Source organism: Hungatella sp. (assembly GCF_046966825.1).
This window is the reverse complement of the sequence record NZ_JBKVCZ010000060.1, coordinates 1-17834: the sequence shown is the minus strand read 5'-3', so window position 1 is coordinate 17834 and position 17834 is coordinate 1. Positions and strand designations below refer to the sequence as shown.

Genomic DNA, 17834 nt, shown 5'->3' with positions numbered 1-17834 from the left:
GCTTGCCAGAATGATTGGCTATATAATATAGATAGTTTAAGGAGACAGCGAGATGATGATGAAAAATAATCTGGAAGAAAAGAAAGACATGCTTTTGGAGGAAATTACAGAAAAACTGGAATGTCTCATCAATGGATTTGAAAAAGTTCTTTACGATGATGATGATATTTTCCTTCAGAACATGAAAACCGATAACCTGGCGGGAGACGACGTTCAGAAATACCGTTTCTGGGAATGGACTCAGGGAGTCGGGCTGTTCGGGCTCTGGAAGCAGTTCGAGGAAAACCGGGATGAGAAGGCGCTTGCCATGCTGAAACGGTATTACGACGAGCGGATTGCCGACGGCCTTCCATCCTGCAACATCAACACCACGGCACCCATGCTGACACTTACATATCTGTATGAATACACAAAGAATGAGATTTACTGGGAGACTTGCAGGGAATGGCTTAAAAAGGTTTTGACCGAGCTTCCGAGAACGAAGGAAGGCGGATTCCAGCATCTCACCTCCGATACGCTGAATGAACAGGAGCTTTGGGACGATACTCTGTTTATGACCATTCTCTTTATTGCCAGAATGGGGAAACTGATGAATGACAGGGCGTGCATCGAGGAGGCACAGTATCAGTTTGAACTCCACAAAAAGTATCTGGAGGACCGGAAGACAGGGCTGTGGTTCCATGGCTGGACCTTCAACGGCAGGCATAATTTCGCCGGAGGGCTCTGGGGAAGAGGCAACAGCTGGGTTACGATCGCGATTCCGGAGCTGATCGCGATCCTGGGAGACGACTGCGGGCCGGTGATCAGGAGGCTCCTGACCGAGACTCTCTTAAACCAGGTGGAAGCCTTAAAGACATACCAGGCGGACAACGGAATGTGGCATACGCTGATCGACGACAGTGATTCCTATCTGGAGACCAGCGCAACGACAGGCTTTGCATACGGTATTTTGAAGGCGGCCCACATGGGACTGATCGATGAATCCTTTGCAGAATGCGGAATGAAGCCGCTGGGAGCTGTGATGGATTACATCAGCGAGGACGGCGTGGTAGGACAGGTATCCTACGGAACCCCGATGGGAAGGGAAGAAAAGCAGTTTTACAAGGACATTGAGATCCGTCCGATGCCTTACGGGCAGGCGATGGCGATCCTGTATCTGATTGAAGCGGGAAAAGAGCTGACAAGGGAGGTAAAATAATGGCAAATACGAATACGGCGGGGGCTGCGCCTGCCAGAAGAAAGAAGAGGGACACGCGCCAGCTTTGGGCATTTGGTTTCTGTCTGCCCAATATCCTGTTCTTTCTGGTATTCTTCGTAGCGCCTGCGATAGTAGGCGTCTGGTACTCATTAACCAATTACAATGGGTTTAAGCAGATGGATTTCGTCGGGCTGAGCAATTACATCAAGCTGTTTCGTGATCCGGAATTTTATAAGACCCTGTGGCAGACGATCCTTTATTCCATCGTTTCCGTGCCTCTGGGCTACGCGGTGGCGCTGGGACTGGGACTTTTACTCTCCTCAGAGAAAATCAAAGGCATCACGATCTTAAGAATCCTGATTTACTGGCCGATCCTGCTTTCGACCATCATGGTCGGTCTTACCTGGAGATGGATCTTCGGCGAGAGCTTCGGCCTCATCAATTACCTGCTTCAGTGTATCGGTCTGGACGGAATCAAATGGGCGACAAATCCGACGGCCGCCTTCGTTACCACGATCATTGCGGGCATCTGGTCCGGATGCGGAACGAATATGCTGATCTTCATCGGGGCGCTCAAACAGGTTCCGGGAGAACTGCTGGAAGCGGCAAATTTAGACGGGGCAAACAAATGGCAGTCATTCAAGCATATCATACTGCCCCATTTAAAACCGGTTTCCTTCATGGTCATCATTCTCTCCGTGATTTCCTCCTTCAAGGTGTTCGCCATGGTGCAGACCCTTACGAACGGAGGTCCGGGTACGGCCACGACATACATGATCCAGTATATCTACACAACCGGCTTTACCAAGAACAAGGTCGGATACGCAAGTGCCGTTTCCATGGTGCTGTTTGTAATCCTGCTGATCCTTTCTTTCGTACAGACGAAGGTCAGCGACAAGAGCAATGATTAGGGAGGTGGAGAAAAGTGAAAACTGCAAATAAAGTCTTAAAATATGTGTTCGCATTCGGTTTCGCCATTCTCTGGATTTTCCCGGTCATATGGCTGATTATCAGTTCCTTTAAGGATGGATCGGAATTATTTAATTATCCGTTGACCATACTGCCGGAGCATTTTACACTGGAGAATTACACGACTGCGCTTCAGCAGTTTGATTTAATCCGATACACCAGCAATACTGCATTTATCACAGTGACTGCTACGGTTATCACCGTTTTAATGAGCTGTATGTGCGGCTACGCGCTGGCAAAATATAAGTACAAATGGCTGAATGTCCTGTTTATGTGTCTGCTTGCGACGACCATGCTGCCGACCGAGGTCATAATGAGCCCAAGCTTTACCGTATTGAATACCCTTGGCCTTTACAACAGCCTCTGGGGCTGCATCATACCGACCGTAGGAACCATGACCGGCGTATTCTTAATGAGGCAGTTCTTTATCACAGTACCGACAGAGCTCATGGAATCAGCGCGTATCGATGGCGCTAATGAAGGATCCATCTTTGTGAGAATCATGCTCCCGATTTGTAAACCGCAGATAGCGATTCTGGCGATCTTCAGTTTCCAGTGGAGATGGAACGACTATATCTGGCCGCTGCTCGCACTCAGTGATCCGAAGAAATATACGCTTCAGCTGGCACTGAGGACGCTGTCCGGTGCGGAGGCGGTCAACTGGACGGTTCTGCTCTCTACGGCGGTTCTCTCCATGATTCCGATTCTGATCGTATTTATCATCTTCAATAAACAGATTATGAATGCCAACATGTCGTCTGGTGTTAAGGGATAATCGCGAAATGGCGGCAGAAATTAAGGAACAATGTGAAAAACAACAAATCATATAACAAAAATCAGGAGGAAATGATTCATGAAAAAAAGATTACTGACAGGCGCAGTGTGTTTATCACTGGCAGGAATGACCATGCTGACAGCGTGCTCCGGCAAAGAGTCCGCAAAAAAAGGAAATGTGGAACTGGAGATTCTGCTTGCCGACGATACGCTGGAAGGCGGTGCGATGAAGGCTGTCGTAGAAAAGTTCAACGAGGAGCACAAGGACCAGGGCGTGACCGCATTTGTCAATGAGATTGCTTATGCCGATATGGAGACGCAGATCAAAAACCGTGCAAAGGCAGGCAATCTGCCGGCGATCTGCAAGATGTCAAACTTCGATACGTATATCGATTACGTACTTCCGCTGGACGACACCTCTCTTGATCCGGACAACTTCAACCGAAGCGGCGTCAGGAACGGCAAGCTTTACGGTACAGATGTAAATGATACGGCAGTAGGTATGGTTATCAATAAGACGGCCTTTGACGAGGCAGGAGTTTCCTATCCGACCACATCAGAGGAACGCTGGACATGGGATGAGTTCTCCGCGGCAGTAAAAGAGGTAGCGGAAAAGAATGAGAAGATCACGACTCCTTTCGTGATTGACCACTCGCAGCAGCGTTCCGGAACCGTGCTTTATCAGTTCGGCATGAAGTATTTCGATCCGAACGACTCGACAAAGGTCACCTTCAGAAGTGAAGATACGAAAAAGGGTGTGGAATTCTTCCTCGATATGTTTAAGGAGGGCGGCATTTCCAAGGCCTCCATCGGAACCGGTGCAGAGAATGCGCAGGACGTATTTAAGACAGGTACGGTAGCGGCCCATATGGCAGGCAACTGGGTTATCTCAGATTATACACAGAATATTAAGGATTTCGAGTGGACTCCTGTTCTCATGCCGTATGAGAAAGAGAAGGCAACCTGTCTGGGCGGCAACTGGCTGTATGCATTCGATGGCTCAGGTATGGAGGACCAGGCGAAGAAGTTTCTGGAATGGTTCTATCAGCCGGAGAATTACTCCCTCTACTGCAAGACCGGCAACTATCTGCCGGGAACGAAGGATGTAGAAGTGGACTACGAGATCGAGGGAATCAACATTTTCAACATGGAAATCGCAGAGTCGATCAGTCAGCCTCAGTATGACCAGTCTATCACAGAGCAGGAGCACAGCGGCGAAAATACAGGAAACGCTCTGCGCGATGCACTCGACCGGGCGATCGCAGGCGAGCTTGATGCGGACGGCGTCATGGATTACGTAGTGACTCAGTTCCTGGAGAACCTTACAGGAGTTCATGAGTAAGCGGACGATCATTGCAATTTGAATACTTATCATCAGGCACATGGGGTATGAAAGCTTCTTTCATATCCCAGTACTGCATTCAGGGAGAAAAAATCATGGAATTAACGTATCAGATCGGTTATGACGAGACAATCAGCAGATGGAATGTGACAGCCATGGGGAAGGAACCATTCAATTCCCCGAAGAAATCCTTTGAGGCCGAGGTGAACATGGAAGAATCCTATGTTCAGGTGGTATATCCGGTCAGAGAGGCATTTTTAAAGGAAGAAAGGATCAAAAAGGCGGCCCGGTACGACGGGCTGTACGAGAATCTTTATTTCCCGTTTGAGAATAACAGAATTGACTTATCTACGTTTTTTCATACGTCCCAATACATATACGTCCATGCGAAGGCGGGCGTGCGCACGGCGGAGGAGGGAAGCTACCCGTTCGATCTCTATACCTGCGGCGGAGTGAGAGTGTGGGTGAACGGCGGGGAACAGGCCTGCTATACGCCTTACACCAGAAATATCGCAGGCCACACCCGGGTGAACCTTTTTCTGAAAAAAGGCCTTAATGAAATCAAGGTTTACGCGGATGAACTGGCGGAACGTGATGTCTTCTTCTATTTTGAACTGCGGTATAAGGGCGGGACGCCGGTGGAAGGCAGTGTGGAAGTGACCGAACAGCCGGAGGAGATAAAAAAGGCGGAGGAAATCTTAAAGAGCTGCTATTTTCAGCAGGACATGTATACGGAGGGAGAGGTCCGTCTCTGCTACGACCGGACACTTCTGGACGGCGACACCAGGGTGTACTTAACTTCAAGTCCCTGCGGAACGGGAATGCAGCTTTCCGATATAGAACATTCGGAAATGACGCTGAAAAAGGATGAGGATTACCTGGTATTTGCTGAGACAGAGGAAAGCAGCATCCGGCTTTCAAGAATCTCTGCCTGCTTAACGGTGGGGAACTATGTGGTGCCGAGAAATTTATTCGTCGGGATTATTCCGAAAAGCCGGATCGTGCTGGAGCCGGCGGCGACGATCGGGGAGAGGAAGCAGCAGGCCCTGGAATTCCTGGTGAAGAACGGCGAGATCGGTTTCCAGTCCGTAATTACCTCCCTGGAGCTGTTAAAGGGCTGGAATGACAATGCGGAGAAGGGCTTTGATCTGGCCTGCAAAAAAATCGAGCGCCACGACGACTGTGCGGACTTCAGCCTTGCCCCATTGACCCTCTTGATGACCCGCTACCGGAATCTTCTGACGCCGGAAAAGGCGGAGCGGATCAGGGAGATGGTGCTGAATTTCCGGTACTGGATCGATGAACCGGGAAATGACGTGATGTGGTATTTCAGCGAAAATCACGCATTCCTGTTCCACGTTTCCCAGTATCTCTGGGGCTGTATTTTCGGGAAAGAGACATTTACCGTCAGCGGCAGAACGGGAGCGGAGCAGTCTGAAATCGGGAAGAAGCGGGTGCTTGCATGGTTCGACAACTTTTTTGCCTACGGATACGCGGAGTGGAATTCGGCAACCTATATTCCCATCGATCTGATCGGATTTTTCAGCCTGTACTTGAACGCTCCCGATGAGGACATCCGGCAGAAGGCTAAAAGGGCGCTGGATTTCACCATGCAGGTCATCGGATTTAACTCCTTTGAGGGCGTGATGAATACCACCTACGGAAGAATTTACGAGGAGACCATTAAGACGCGGCTCCAGGTCGAACCGAATTTTGTGAGCTGGGTGTCCACGGGGAGAGGCTACTGTACCTATTACGGCAATGCCACCTGTTTATACGCCGTCAGCGATTACGAGCCGGAGGACTACGAAAGGGAATGCCGTCCCCAGCCAGGACAGGGGGTGGTCATGGAAACCGACCAGGGAATCGCAGGGGTGAAGATCAATACTTACCGGACCGGAGAATACTTAACGGCGGGAGTCAGACGGTTTAAGCCATTCCGTCACGGCCATCAGCAGCATCTGATGAATGTGGTATTCGGAAAGGAACGTCCGGCGATCTTCTATGTCAATCATCCGGGAGAGCGGGTCTTCAGCGGGGAAAACCGTCCCAGCTACTGGGCGGGCAATGGAACCATGCCGTGGATCGAGCGGTACCGGAATTTAACGGTCATGGTGTTTGCCATCGATCCGAACGAACTCGTACATTACATCCATGCCTACACGCCGGTCTATGAGTATGAAGCGTATGCCTGCGACGGCAGCTGGTTCTTTGCAAAATCCGGTGACGGATATCTGGGAAGCTGGTTTTCCAACGGGTACGAGATGACGGCCTATGGAGCCAACACGGAGAAAGAACTGGTATCACGGGGATTAAACCATGCCGTGATTGTAAAATGCGGGTCGAAGGAAGAATTTGGAAGTTTCGAGGCATTTCAGAAAAGCTTAAAGGAGATGGAAATCGAATGGAACGGGGATCGCAGCGCTGCGTTTACAGACAGCCAGTATGGGGAAATCCGGGTGAGAGACGCGGAAGAATTCCTGGTGAACGGCACGGCAGTATCGGTGGAACCGGCAAAGGGATTCCGGTTCCTGCGGACGAAACTGTAGTGGGGTGATGCGGCTGCGGTGCGGAAAGCCTTTCGGCTCCTCCACACTCACGCATCACTGACTGAATCGAGTCCTTCCAGGTTAAAAGGCGGCGTATATTCTTCTTTTGCGCTGCTTTTTTCCTGCATAAAACCATGGACAAGTCCCAGCTCAATGGCGGTATCGACTACCTTATAGTACTCATACGATGTAATGCGGCGGTTGATCTCCGGAAAACTGCCGCTTTTATAAAATGGGGTGTACTGGCTCATCAGGCTCACATCGAATTTCCCTTCCGGAAGATGTTCCTTCATCCAGTGCAGCAGCAAAATGGAATCGTCCTTCGCCCCGGGCAGCACCATGTGGCGTATGATGACTCCCTTTTTCATCAGTGTGCATGCGGGGGCATCGGGGGTTTCCGGATCCTGAAAGGAAGTGAATTCGGGCGTCCCGGTCTGCCGGATCATCTGCAGAATGGCGGCCGATGCCTTTTCAAAGTAGTCCGGCGCCTTGCTGTAGCGGGCGGACAGCCGGGAACTGTAGTATTTCAAATCTGGCAGCCAGATGTCCACGTAGCCCTTAAGGGCTTCTACCACCTCTGTCCGTTCGTAGCCGCCGCAGTTATAGACTACGGGGATGGAAAGCTTGGGCTTTACGAGATCCAGGGCGGGGATGACAGAGGGGAGATACTGGGTGGCGGTGACGAGATTGATATTGTGAGCGCCTTCATCCTGAAGGCGAAGAAAGATATCGCCAAGCTGCCGGACCGTGAGCTCCTTTCCCAGTCCCTCCTGACTGATGGGGTAATTCTGGCAGAAGCAGCAGCGAAGGGTACATCCGGTGAAAAATACTGTGCCGCTTCCGTGGATTCCGCTGATCCACGGCTCCTCCCACTGGTGAAGGGCCGCCCGGGCTGCCATGACGGTATCACCGCAGCCACAGAAGCCCTTCGCTCCAGCGGTGCGGCGGTCGGCCATACAGCTCCTGGGACAGAGCGTGCAGGAATCATATTGGGAAATCAAATCCATCGTAAACCTCCTGTATTTGACAAAATCACTTTTCTACATTAATATAGTAAACAATATACATAAAAAAAGCAAGTGAACAGGTGAGAACACATGGAACATCAAGAAAGAATAAGAGCTTTGAAGTACGCGTTTCCCAGGACGGTGCCGGTGATGGCGGGATATCTTGTGCTGGGAACCGCCTATGGAATTTTAATGAACATCAACGGCTTCGGTATCTGGTGGGCCCTCGCCATCAGCGTGTTTGTCTACGCGGGGAGCCTGCAGTATCTGGGAATTACATTTCTGACGGCGATGGTGAATCCCATTTACGCATTTTTAATGTCCCTGATGCTGAATGCCAGGCATCTCTTTTATGGCCTTTCCATGCTGGACAAGTACCGTGACGCGGGGAAATTAAAGCCGTATCTCATCTTTGCACTGACGGATGAGACATTTTCCATCGTATGCCATGAGGAGCCGCCGAAGAGCATTCCGAGATACTGGGTCTGCTTCTGGATCTCCATCCTGGACCAGTGCTACTGGGTGGCGGGAACCGTCATCGGTGTGCTGCTGGGGAGTCTGATTACATTTGATACGACAGGACTGGATTTTGCGCTGACTGCGCTGTTTGTCGTCATATTTACGGACCAGTGGAAGTCGGGCAACGGCCATAAGGCCGCATTGACCGGCGTGGCGGCATCGGCGCTCTGCGTGGTGGTCTTTGGCCAGAGCGCATTTATCATACCGGCCATGATTCTGATTCTGGCTGCGATCACATGGGATTATAAGAAGAACGGAAAGGAGATGGAACCATGAGCGGACATACGGTACAGGGAATCGTGATTATAGCTGTGATGGCGGCGGCCACACTGCTCACAAGATTCCTTCCCTTTATTCTGTTTCCGGCAGGAAAGAAGACTCCTGAATATATCAGTTTTCTGGGAACAACACTTCCCTATGCTACAATCGGGCTTTTGGTGGTATACTGTTTAAAAGGCGTTAATTTTATTTCCTGGCCGCATGCGCTGCCGGAGATAATATCGGTCGCGGCGATCGTGCTTCTCCATGTCTGGAAGGGCAATTCACTTCTGAGCATCGGAGCGGGTACCGTGATCTACATGGTGCTTATACAGGGAGTGTTCGGATGAACAAAAAATCAAAGGTTGTTAAAACGTACGGGGCCGTTCATAAGAGGCGGCTACCGGTTATACTGGCGGTCGCGGTGGTCCTGGTGGCGGCAGGTATCATCATAGGCATGAATATCTATGATGAGTACCACACGTACCGCAGCAGCGAGGCGACGGAATTTGAGACGACGGCAGAAGAGAAAAACGGACTTCTGCTGACCTCAGAGACGAAGACGCTGCTGGGTAAGGTCTACGCGGGCTTTACAGTCCGGGATGCGGAAAGCGGCGAGCCCATCTACCAGTGTCCCGATCTGTATCTGGTCAGGGATCTGGCTTCCATCAGCTGGGGAACGGAGGAGGACTCTGTCCTTCTGACACAAAAGGATGGAAGCAGTGTGACCTATGTCCGGACCGGGGACAGGTGGGAGAAAGTGAGCCGGTAGCCAATGGAAAAAGTGAGCCGGTAGCCGGACCCTCCGGCGACCGCTCAATACCCCTCCGGAAAGGACTTCTGCTCCCTGAATTCCTTCGGCGAGAGGCCGAATTCCTTTTTAAATGCACGGTAAAAACTGGTATAATCTGAAAAACCGTACTGATGGTACAGCTCACCAAATGGAATCCCTGACAGGATTCCATTTTTGCTTGCCTGAAGACGCTTCTTCAAGATGTACTGGTGCAGAGAGATTCCCATGTTGTCCTTGAACACGTGGGAAATATGGTATTTGCTTGCATAGAAAAATGACGCCAGGTGGTCAAGGGACAGATCCTCATCTAAATGGTTGTTGATATAATCGCAGACATTTAAATAGAGCACATTTTCATAGACAGCGGGAACCTGGTGCAGGGAGTCGTAGGTAATCCGGTTTAAATGGAGCAGGAAGGAACAGACCATTAAATGGGCGGAGGTCTCACGAAACGGTTTGTTCCCCCTCATCTCCTCAATCATGTCCAGAAGTCGTCCCTGGAGATCCTGAAAGATGATAAAGTCCGTCCGGAAATGGTACTGCTTTTTTTCCTCCACCTGACGGAAGCTGTAGGCAAAATCCTCAGATCTGGCCACCAGCGCCTCGTAATAGGGGCGGCTGATCCAGAGCACGAACCTGCGGTAGTCCTGTCCGGTGGAATGGAAGATGGGATGGTGCCTCGTCTCCGGCGGGATCATTAAATAGTCGCCGTACTGCAGCTCGTACCGGTTCCCGTCCACCTCATAGGTCACGTCTCCGTTCAGGAAAAAATAGATCTCATAATAGTGATGGGTATGATCCACCACATGATCGAGATCGATGTCATTGTAAAAAAATACCTCAAATTCCCCGGAATTCATGTATTGTCTGGTATTAAAACCGGTAGATAATTCTTTTTTCATGTGAAAACCTCCAAAGACAGTGTGTGAAGCATCCTGTTCCTTAGCTATAGTATAGTAGAGAACCGCAACTTTTGCAATGTGAACGGCAACTAAATCCATGGTATTCAAAACAGAATTTGTTATACTAAGGACATGAGGCAGCGAGAAGACGGGCTGCAGACAAATTTCTAATATTCAAGGAGGTTTATCATGAAATTATCATTCAGATGGTACGGAGACGATGACAAGGTAACGCTGGAGCAGATTCGCCAGATCCCGGGCATGTATTCCATCGTAACGGCCGTATATGACGTTCCGGTCGGCGAGGTATGGAGCAATGAAAGCATTGCAAAGCTTAAAAAAGAAACCGAGGATGCGGGCCTTGCGTTTGAGGTGATCGAGAGCATTCCGGTTCATGAGGACATCAAGCTGGGCAAATCGACGAGAGACCAGTACATTGCGAACTACTGCGAAAATATCCGCCGCGTTGCCAGGGCGGGAATCAAATGCATCTGTTATAATTTCATGCCTGTCTTTGACTGGACAAGAACTCAGCTGGACCACGTGCTGGAGGACGGTTCCACATCACTGGTCTATTATCAGGATCAGGTAGACAAGGTAAACCCACTTGAGAGCGACAGCGATTTAACACTTCCCGGATGGGATTCCAGCTACACCAGAGATGAATTAAAAAAAGTAGTATCCCAGTACAACGCCATGTCGGAGGACGACTTATGGAACAACTTAAAATACTTCCTGGAAGCCATCATTCCGGTAGCTGCGGAGTGTGACGTTAATATGGCGATCCACGAGGACGATCCCTGCTGGAGCATCTTTGGACTTCCAAGAATCATCACCTGCGAGGAGAACCTGGACCGTTTCTTAAAGCTGGTTGACGATAAGCACAACGGCATCACCCTCTGTACCGGTTCCCTGGGCTGCTCCAATAAGAACGACGTGGTAAAGATGGCGGCTAAATATGCGGCCATGGGAAGAATCCATTTCGTTCATGCGAGAAATGTGGCAGTTCTGGATAATAATCAGGGCTTCGAGGAGAGAGCGCACTTATCCAGCTGCGGTTCCCTTGATATGTTTGCCATTTTAAAGGCGCTTTATGATAATGGATTTGACGGTTATATGCGTCCGGATCACGGCCGCATGATCTGGGGCGAGACAGGGCGCGCAGGATATGGCCTCTACGACAGAGCGCTGGGCGCCACCTATTTAAACGGACTCTGGGAAGCCATCGACAAAATGAGCCGGTAGGATTGAGACAAAAATCAAAGATTTGTAAATCAGTGATTATTAAAATAGAAAGAGGGAAATGACTTATGGGATTATCATTTGGAACGGATTTGACAGGAAAAGTTGCAGTTGTTACAGGCGCAGGCGGAGTTTTATGTGGTATGTTTGCAAAGACGCTGGCTGAGGCGGGCGCAAAGGTTGCGGTTCTCGATTTGAACGAAGAGGCGGCCGGCAGGGTTGCAGAGGACATCGTGGCAGCTGGCCATACCGCAAAGGCATACAAGGCAAACGTTCTGGAGCGCGAGAGCCTGGAAGAGGTTCACGCAAAGGTGCTGGCTGAGTTAGGTCCGTGTGACGTTCTGGTAAACGGCGCAGGCGGCAACAATCCGAAGGCACAGACGACGAAGGAATACTTTGAGATGGGCGACATCGAGGCGGATACCATATCCTTCTTCGACTTAGACCCGAAGGGCGTGGAGTTCGTATTCAACTTAAACTTTCTGGGAACCCTGCTTCCGACACAGATCTTCGCAAAAGACATGATCGGCAGAGAAGGCTGCAACATCTTAAACGTTTCCTCCATGAACGCCTTCACCCCACTGACGAAGATTCCGGCCTACAGCGGCGCGAAGGCAGCTGTGAGCAACTTTACACAGTGGCTGGCTGTTCATTTCTCCAAGGCCGGCATCCGTGTAAATGCCATGGCCCCTGGCTTCTTTGTGACAAAGCAGAATGAAAAGCTTCTGTTCAACGAGGACGGAACAGCTACTGCGAGAACTGCCAAGATTCTGGCAGCGACTCCAATGGGACGTTTCGGCGAGGCAGAAGAATTAAACGGAACACTTCTGTTCCTGTTAAACAATGAGGCAGCCGGCTTCATCACAGGCGTGGTTATTCCGGTTGACGGCGGTTTCTCTGCTTATTCAGGCGTATAGGAGATCCCTTTAAAACAGGATATAAGAATCAAAACCCCCGAAAAGGCGCAGAACGCCTTCCGGGGGTTTTCGTTATTCAGGATATTTATGACAGAACCTATTTGTCTTCTGCGATATTCTTTGCGCGCGTGATGTAAGGGTATAAGTCCTCGTAGGCTTCCTGCTCCGCCTCGGTTTCAGGCAGGGCGGGGATGAGGCCGGTGCAGTCCATGGTGGAACACGCCTGGATATCAACATCAAAATCATCGGGCTGGCTGATTGCATTTTTATCGTCTTCCATTAGTATCTCCTTTCGCAAAGCTGTACTGTTATTAGTTTGAGGAGTTTTGTCGGATTTATGCGCAACTTGCAGAATATCTTGTTTTGTACGTCACAGTCAGAAGAAAAATACGTTATATACTATGAGATCTCAAAATTATATGATATCAGGAAATTACGGAGGTAGCGTGCATGAGGAGAGCAGTGTACGCAGGCAATACGTCACAGCTGGATAATGCAGGAGAATACTTTAAAAAATGGAAAAAAAGAGGGGTTCTGTTTAAAGAAGATTATTTCTTATCCACGGAGGAGCTATGCAGGGCCGTGGAGGAAAAGAATTATAGTGCCATCATTGTCTATGTGGATTCTGACTGGACAGCAAAGGAATCTGTGTTTAATCAGTTGAAGCAGAAGGAGCAGGACAGCTTAATTATTTATATTTGCGGACGAAGGGATCAATGGAAGAAATTATCCCGTGCTAAATATACAGCAGTATTTAATGGACAGCCCATAGTCTACAACATGGAGGATATCTGTTTTCTGGAATCCTACGACAGAAAGACCAGCGTAGTGCTGGGAAAGAAAAAAATACGGGTCAAGGCCAGACTCGATGTGGAGGAACAGAGACTTTCCAATTACCACTTCGCACGTATTAATCAGTATACTCTGATTAATATGCTGCAGATACGCAGTATGGAGGGGGATGAGATTCGTATGGCTAACGGCGAGAAGCTGTATATCAGCAGCAGCCGCAGAAAGATGTTTATGGAAAAGTACATGCAGTTTGCTCAGGAAAATTTTAGCGTCGTATGACAGACCAGGTATAATAGATCAGTTATAACAGATCAGGTATAATAGATCAGTCATAACAGATCAGGTACGACAAATCAGGCATAACAGGCCAGGTATAACAGATGTGATACGACAGATAAGAAAACCGGAATAATCTGGAGGAGGCAGAGTGAAGAAAATAGCTGCTTCTTCCAAATTATTCCGGCTTTTTTATTCCAATCAGATGATCCGAATGGTAAGACCGTAAGTTTTGCTTTTCCCTGTTTCCAGCTTCTGTACATGATTCTTATGTACGAATTCATCGTCTTCCGTGGCGTAGATACCGGAGCCGTTCCATGGTTCCACACACAGGAATGGGGCTTCTGCCGGGTAAGGGGTCCAGAAAGCGACTGTTTCGAAGCCAGGGAATCCTACCTCAATACCGTGTCCCGTATTCTTATTGATAATGGATACTTTCCTTGAGTTTAAGTCGTCAAAGTATACGGCGTCGTCCTTGAACAGCTCCCTTGTGATCGGCAGCCTGCGGCTGTGATCGAGACGGGGTACTCTGTGGGACGGGTCAAACTGTAAGTGTTCCAGATCGTAAACCATGCTGGATGCGGTCTCCTCCTCTTCGAATTCCAGCTCGTAATCGGTGAAGGAAGCGCCTTCCTCCATCGGACAGTTAAATCCGGGATGGGCGCCGAGGCAGTAGTAGATGGTTCTGTCATCGGTGTTGGCTACGCAGTATTCCATGGAAAGCATGCCGTTCTCAATGACATAAGTTAAGGAGAGGCGGAAGGAGTATGGATAAATGGCTTTCGTCTCTTCCGTATCGTGAATTTCAAAGGTAACCATGGTATCGGACTGTCTGGTGACCTGGAAATCTACATCGCGGCAGAAGCCGTGTTTTTCGATGCAGCAGGTCTCCCCCTCAATGATGGTTTTGTTGTTCCGGCAGTTTCCTACGATGGGAAACAACAGCGGGGAGCAGCGGTTCCAGAATTTCGGGTCTCTCTGCCAGATGTATTCTTTTCCGGTGCTGTCCTTATAGGAGATTAACTGGGCGCCGATGCTGTCGATGACAGCGGATCCGTTGGTATCAAAGATCGTTACGAGCATAAAATTTACCTCTTTTCTTCTATATTAATTATTTTGACTTTGCCAGGCTTCTGGAAGGATGGTACTGACCGCAGCTTTCACGGCTGGCCAGGTAGTACGGCAGATTCATGCGGATCGGAAGACGGTGGCCGCCCTCGATGCGGTCAATCAGGATTTTCGCCGTCATCTGTCCCATCTCCTCCACCGGCATGTGAATGGTGGTCAGCATGGGGGAGAGATACTGGGCCGTATCGATATCATCGATGCTGATGATGGAGACATCCTCCGGAATCCGGCATCCCGTTTCCTGAATGGCTCTCATGGCTCCGATGGCCGTCACATCATTGCTGCAGAAGAGGGCGGAGACATCGACGCCCCGGTCAATCAGCTGTCTGGCGCCGCGGTAGCCGCCTTCCGATGACAGAGGGACATCTGCTACGTATTCCTTCTTCAAGGGAATGCCGCCGGTGTTCAGGGCGGTACAGTATCCGGTGTAGCGGTCCTCATCCCTGGTCTCTCCGATATATCCGATTCGCGTGTGGCCGAGGCTCATAAGGTGGTTCATAGCGGTCAGCGAGGCCTGGTAGCCGTCGCTGATGACCTGGTCGTACTTTGCATCCAGAATATTCAAACCGGTATAGGCGACGCAGTTGAAATACTTCTTTAAAAAACTGAGCGTCTGTTTGTCGCACCGTCCCAGCACAACGACGCCGTCCACATGGTTGTCCGTAATGAGACGGAAGGTGTTGGGATGATGGATGTCAATGGCGGTAAAGGAGTACTTGAGCACATAATTATGCTTAAACGCCTCCTGTTCAATACTGCGTGCCAGCGTGGAGAAGAAAAGATCCGATTTGGAATCCTCCGTCCGGGCAAAGAGACAGGCAATCGAGCGGGAGAGCGGTTCGGGAGAATCGGTGCCTCCCATCTTCAAATCGCGGGCCGTGCTGTTGGGCGTATATCCCGTGCGCCTCACAATCTCCCAGATCCGGTCCTGCACCTCTTTGCTGGCCGCATTTGTGCTGTTTTTATTGATGACCCGGGAAACCGTGGAGATGGATACGCCGGCTTCTTTGGCGATTTCTTTCAGTGTCATAAACCAGCCCCCTTTACTTAAGTTTAACATCCTTATTATTCATGCCAGTTTATCATAAGTATACACGAAAAACGGTCAAAATGCCATAGGTGAATGGTCAAACGTTTGCGTGAAGTTTTATCTTTACGGTTACGCAAACGTTTGACTAAATAAGAGGTGCTAATTTTATACAATGTGTTATAATATACACATAAAATAGAGATGTGTATTAGGGAAAATCACAAAGAAAGGGGATTTACAAATGTCTTTTGGGAATTCTGAAAACAAAAAGAAGAAGGACATCGTTGCCGCAATACCAAACTGGGGTTGGCTGCTGATATCATTTTTGGTTGCCATTGTGCTCTGGTTCTGGCTTTCGGTCAATCCGTCTACCGCAAGAAGTTTTCCATTTTTACCGGAGGTAGTCAAATCACTGAAAACTATGATTGAGAGAGGGGTTCTGTGGAACGACTTCTCCAGCAGTATGATTTCCGTCATTCTGGGATTTATCCTTGGCTTTGTCACAGCAGTGCCCATCGCGTTTATGATGGCATGGTACCGTCCGGTACGCTACATAGTAGAACCGTGGATTCAGTTTATTCGTAATATTCCGCCTCTGGCTTACGTACCGCTTGTTGTTATCGCGGCAGGCGTCGGCAGAAAGCCACAGGTTATCGTTATCTGGCTTGCAACTTTCTTAATTATGTGCGTTACCATTTATCAGGGCGTCCGCAACGTGGATGAGACACTGATCAAGGCCGCCCGGGTTCTGGGAGCAAAAGACAGAGATATTTTTGTAAAGGTTATTTTCCCGGCAACCACCCCATTTATCATAACGGCAGTCCGTCTCGGTGTATCCGTTGCGCTGACAACCTTAATCGCCGCAGAATCGACAGGCGCCGTAGCGGGACTCGGTATGAGAATCCGTTCTTTAAACAACAGCTTCGATGTTCCGCCGATGCTTCTCTACATCATTATCATCGGTATCATCGGAATTACGAGTGAAAAGATCATCAAATATCTGGAAAGGAAGTTCACGGGATGGCAGGAAACGAGAGAAATATAAAGGTTAAGATCGATCATGTGGAGAAGATCTATGAAGGCCGCAAGGGACGTATGGTGGCGTTAAACGGCATTGACCTGGATATTATGGAGAATGAATTTATCTGCGTGGTCGGCCCTTCCGGCTGCGGAAAGTCTACCCTGCTGAATATTATCGCAGGCCTTCTCCCGGCTACCTCCGGCGCCGTTTACGTAGACGGCAAGAAGGTGGAAGGCACCGGTACGGAACGAGGCGTGGTTTTCCAGCAGTATGCCTTATTCCCATGGCTGACCGTATTAAAGAATGTTATGTTTGGCCTTAAATTAAAAGGTATGAACGACGCACAGGCCAGGGAAATCGCCATGAAGTACATCAGGATGGTGGAGCTGGAGGAGTTCGTGGACGCATACCCGAAGGAACTGTCGGGCGGTATGAAGCAGAGAGTGGCGATCGCCAGAGCCTATGCGGTGCAGCCGGAAGTGCTTCTCATGGATGAACCCTTCGGAGCGCTGGATGCACAGACGAGAACCCAGCTTCAGTCAGAGCTGACAAAGACGTGGCAGGAAGAGAAGAAGACCTGTTTCTTTATCACCCATGATGTGGAGGAGGCCGTTATTCTGGCCACCAAGGTTATTATCATGAGCGCGAGACCAGGCCGCATCAAAAAGATTGTGGACATCAATCTTCCGTATCCGCGTACGCAGGAGATGAAGATGGAGCTTCCATTCCTGGATTTAAAGACGTATATCTGGGGCGAGGTTTATCAGGAATATCTGGAAGTGCGTAAATAGGGAGTGTTTATTGAAATGCTTTATAAAAACCAATGTTTTATAAAAACCATTTAAGGAGGAAAACATTATGAAGAAGGCATTACCATTAATTATGGCGGCTCTGGTAGCTGCATCACTGGCAGGCTGCGGAAGCACCAAGACAGAGGCAACAACAGCGGCACCTGCGGAGACGACAACGGCCGCGGCGGCGGAGACGACAAAGGAAGAGGCAAAGGCTGAGGAGACAACAGAGGCTCCTACAGAAGCCAAGGCAGAGCCGATCACCATGAATGTGGCATATATGCCTAACTACGGAAGCTTATGGTCCGTGATGACGGCAAAGGAAA

18 protein-coding genes and 1 pseudogene are annotated in these 17834 nt (G+C 49.5%); 14 read left to right on the top strand and 5 right to left on the bottom strand.

Annotated features, from left to right (window positions below):
• Nucleotides 1-52 precede the first annotated feature (52 nt).
• The 5 genes from ACLTD4_RS18170 (at nucleotide 53) to ACLTD4_RS18150 (ending at nucleotide 6832) form a co-directional block, all read left to right on the top strand.
• Nucleotides 53-1198 carry a glycoside hydrolase family 105 protein gene (locus tag ACLTD4_RS18170; RefSeq protein ID WP_055656238.1) on the top strand — a complete coding sequence of 382 codons (1146 nt, stop codon included), beginning with the start codon at nucleotides 53-55 and terminating at the stop codon, nucleotides 1196-1198.
• Complete coding sequence (locus tag ACLTD4_RS18165; RefSeq protein ID WP_055656236.1) at nucleotides 1198-2109, top strand: carbohydrate ABC transporter permease; 912 nt, start codon at nucleotides 1198-1200, stop codon at nucleotides 2107-2109. The genes ACLTD4_RS18170 and ACLTD4_RS18165 overlap by 1 nt, the downstream gene beginning before the upstream one ends.
• Before the next feature lie 14 nt (nucleotides 2110-2123).
• Nucleotides 2124-2942, top strand: a complete 819-nt coding sequence (locus ACLTD4_RS18160; protein WP_117620895.1) for a carbohydrate ABC transporter permease — start codon at nucleotides 2124-2126, stop codon at nucleotides 2940-2942.
• Between the two features lie 78 nt (nucleotides 2943-3020).
• Entirely contained in the window at nucleotides 3021-4283 is a 1263-nt protein-coding gene (locus ACLTD4_RS18155) for an ABC transporter substrate-binding protein (protein WP_117620894.1), read from the top strand.
• A 95-nt stretch (nucleotides 4284-4378) separates the two neighbouring features.
• A complete protein-coding gene (locus tag ACLTD4_RS18150; protein ID WP_117621025.1) occupies nucleotides 4379-6832 on the top strand; it encodes a hypothetical protein in 2454 nt (817 codons plus the stop codon).
• Nucleotides 6833-6879: 47 nt separating this feature from the next.
• Here the strand turns inward: ACLTD4_RS18150 and ACLTD4_RS18145 are convergent, their stop codons facing one another.
• Nucleotides 6880-7839 (bottom strand): radical SAM protein, encoded by a 960-nt coding sequence (locus ACLTD4_RS18145; RefSeq protein WP_117620893.1) that lies wholly within the window; start codon nucleotides 7837-7839, stop codon nucleotides 6880-6882.
• 90 nt (nucleotides 7840-7929) lie between these two features.
• Here ACLTD4_RS18145 and ACLTD4_RS18140 point away from each other — a divergent pair, with 90 nt between their 5' ends.
• Genes ACLTD4_RS18140 through ACLTD4_RS18130 form a run of 3 tightly spaced genes read left to right on the top strand, consistent with a single transcriptional unit; the run spans nucleotide 7930 to nucleotide 9388 of the window.
• Nucleotides 7930-8634, top strand: a complete 705-nt coding sequence (locus ACLTD4_RS18140; RefSeq protein WP_117620892.1) for an AzlC family ABC transporter permease — start codon at nucleotides 7930-7932, stop codon at nucleotides 8632-8634.
• Entirely contained in the window at nucleotides 8631-8966 is a 336-nt protein-coding gene (locus tag ACLTD4_RS18135) for a branched-chain amino acid transporter permease (protein WP_055656226.1), read from the top strand. Before ACLTD4_RS18140 ends, ACLTD4_RS18135 begins: the two co-directional genes overlap by 4 nt.
• Nucleotides 8963-9388 carry a hypothetical protein gene (locus tag ACLTD4_RS18130; protein ID WP_055656224.1) on the top strand — a complete coding sequence of 142 codons (426 nt, stop codon included), beginning with the start codon at nucleotides 8963-8965 and terminating at the stop codon, nucleotides 9386-9388. Before ACLTD4_RS18135 ends, ACLTD4_RS18130 begins: the two co-directional genes overlap by 4 nt.
• Before the next feature lie 44 nt (nucleotides 9389-9432).
• Here the strand turns inward: ACLTD4_RS18130 and ACLTD4_RS18125 are convergent, their stop codons facing one another.
• Nucleotides 9433-10311: a helix-turn-helix transcriptional regulator gene (locus ACLTD4_RS18125; RefSeq protein WP_117620891.1), complete on the bottom strand. Its 879-nt coding sequence runs from the start codon at nucleotides 10309-10311 to the stop codon at nucleotides 9433-9435.
• Nucleotides 10312-10500: 189 nt separating this feature from the next.
• On the opposite strand from ACLTD4_RS18125, the gene uxuA reads away from it, so the two are divergent.
• Together uxuA and ACLTD4_RS18115 are read left to right on the top strand one after the other, a co-directional pair.
• Entirely contained in the window at nucleotides 10501-11556 is a 1056-nt protein-coding gene (uxuA, locus tag ACLTD4_RS18120; RefSeq protein WP_117620890.1) for a mannonate dehydratase, read from the top strand.
• 65 nt (nucleotides 11557-11621) lie between these two features.
• Nucleotides 11622-12470, top strand: a complete 849-nt coding sequence (locus tag ACLTD4_RS18115; protein ID WP_002600869.1) for an SDR family oxidoreductase — start codon at nucleotides 11622-11624, stop codon at nucleotides 12468-12470.
• A 97-nt stretch (nucleotides 12471-12567) separates the two neighbouring features.
• On the opposite strand, the gene ACLTD4_RS18110 is transcribed toward ACLTD4_RS18115, so the two are convergent.
• Nucleotides 12568-12750, bottom strand: a complete 183-nt coding sequence (locus ACLTD4_RS18110; protein WP_002600868.1) for a hypothetical protein — start codon at nucleotides 12748-12750, stop codon at nucleotides 12568-12570.
• A 170-nt stretch (nucleotides 12751-12920) separates the two neighbouring features.
• On the opposite strand from ACLTD4_RS18110, the gene ACLTD4_RS18105 reads away from it, so the two are divergent.
• Entirely contained in the window at nucleotides 12921-13541 is a 621-nt protein-coding gene (locus ACLTD4_RS18105) for a LytR/AlgR family response regulator transcription factor (RefSeq protein WP_117620889.1), read from the top strand.
• Nucleotides 13542-13739: 198 nt separating this feature from the next.
• Here the strand turns inward: ACLTD4_RS18105 and ACLTD4_RS18100 are convergent, their stop codons facing one another.
• Together ACLTD4_RS18100 and ACLTD4_RS18095 are read right to left on the bottom strand one after the other, a co-directional pair.
• Nucleotides 13740-14621: an aldose 1-epimerase family protein gene (locus ACLTD4_RS18100; protein ID WP_055656217.1), complete on the bottom strand. Its 882-nt coding sequence runs from the start codon at nucleotides 14619-14621 to the stop codon at nucleotides 13740-13742.
• 28 nt (nucleotides 14622-14649) lie between these two features.
• A complete protein-coding gene (locus ACLTD4_RS18095) occupies nucleotides 14650-15696 on the bottom strand; it encodes a LacI family DNA-binding transcriptional regulator (protein WP_002600865.1) in 1047 nt (348 codons plus the stop codon).
• A 241-nt stretch (nucleotides 15697-15937) separates the two neighbouring features.
• Between ACLTD4_RS18095 and ACLTD4_RS18090 the strand changes: the two genes are divergently transcribed.
• The 3 genes and pseudogenes from ACLTD4_RS18090 to ACLTD4_RS18080 form a co-directional block, all read left to right on the top strand.
• Nucleotides 15938-16741 carry an ABC transporter permease gene (locus ACLTD4_RS18090; RefSeq protein WP_117620888.1) on the top strand — a complete coding sequence of 268 codons (804 nt, stop codon included), beginning with the start codon at nucleotides 15938-15940 and terminating at the stop codon, nucleotides 16739-16741.
• A complete protein-coding gene (locus ACLTD4_RS18085; protein WP_055656213.1) occupies nucleotides 16717-17508 on the top strand; it encodes an ABC transporter ATP-binding protein in 792 nt (263 codons plus the stop codon). The genes ACLTD4_RS18090 and ACLTD4_RS18085 overlap by 25 nt, the downstream gene beginning before the upstream one ends.
• 67 nt (nucleotides 17509-17575) lie before the next feature.
• A pseudogene (locus tag ACLTD4_RS18080) lies at nucleotides 17576-17834 on the top strand (taurine ABC transporter substrate-binding protein); the annotation flags it as partial.